We start from the raw sequence: 1,057 nt of genomic DNA, 5'->3' as shown, positions 1-1,057 counted from the left end.
GGTATGGGCCCGGAGGGAGCCTCGCTGCCGCGGCGACGGAGCCGGGCGCCGGCTTCGGCGGTGCGCCGGCTATCGCGGGCGGCGCTGGCGCGGGTTACGGGGCGGGCGCGGGTTACGGAGCCGGAGCGTCCGCCTACGGTGGCGGCTACGGGGCCGACATGGGGATGGGCCGCAACGGGCGGCGCGACGTCGTCGGCATCGTCGCCGACGAGGCGAACAACAGCCTCGTGATCTCGGCGACGCGCAACCAGTACGACAAGATCCTCAGGATTCTCGGCCGCCTCGATGCGATGCCGACCCAGGTGCTCTTGGAGACGGTGATCGCCGAGGTGACCCTGAACGACGAGCTGCGGTTCGGCGTGCAGTGGTTCCTCAAGAACCGGGGCGCGCAGTTCAACCTCGCCCAGGCCGCGACCGTGGGGGCGGCCGCCGCCACCGGCGGCACCGCGGCCCTGCTCGGTGCGGCGACCCGCGGGGTGACGGGCTTCAACTACCTCTTGAACGCCAGCGACTTCAACGTCGTGCTGAACGCGCTCGAAGGCGTGACGCGGGTCAACGTGATCTCGTCGCCCAACATCACCGTGCTCGACAACCGCACCGCAAAGCTTCAGGTCGGCGACCAGGTGCCGATCGTCAAGCAGAGCGGCCAGAGCGCGCTCTCCACCAACGCCCCGATCCTCAACGAGATCGAGATGAAGGATACCGGCGTGATCCTCTCGGTCACGCCGCGAGTGAACAAGAACGGCCTCGTGGTGCTCGACATCAACCAGGAGGTCAGCGACGTGGTGCCGACGACGACCTCGTCGATCAACTCGCCGACCATCCGCCAGCGCAAGGTGGCGACGAGCGTGGCGGTGAACGACGGCCACAGCCTCGCCATCGGCGGTCTCGTCCAGGAAAAGGCGCAGATCACCAACGAGAGCGTGCCGGTGGCCTGCCCCCATTCGGTGGCCCAGGTTCGAAGTTAGTGCATCGTCGGCCGTGTGACGATGGCGGGGTGAGCGAGCGGCGCTGATCTGCTCGGTTCCGTTGGCCAGATGACGACCTCCGGTGCAGG

1 pseudogene is annotated in these 1,057 nt (G+C 68.6%); it reads left to right on the top strand.

Features of this window, described 5'->3' with window-relative positions:
* Positions 1-968: pseudogene (locus tag FV234_RS25830) on the top strand (type II secretion system protein GspD); the annotation flags it as partial.
* Positions 969-1,057 lie beyond the last annotated feature (89 nt).

The organism is Methylobacterium sp. WL8 (genome assembly GCF_008040045.1).
Lineage (GTDB): Bacteria > Pseudomonadota > Alphaproteobacteria > Rhizobiales > Beijerinckiaceae > Methylobacterium > Methylobacterium cerastii.
Note: the sequence above shows the minus strand (reverse complement) of the source record. Positions and strands in the feature narration are given on the sequence as shown.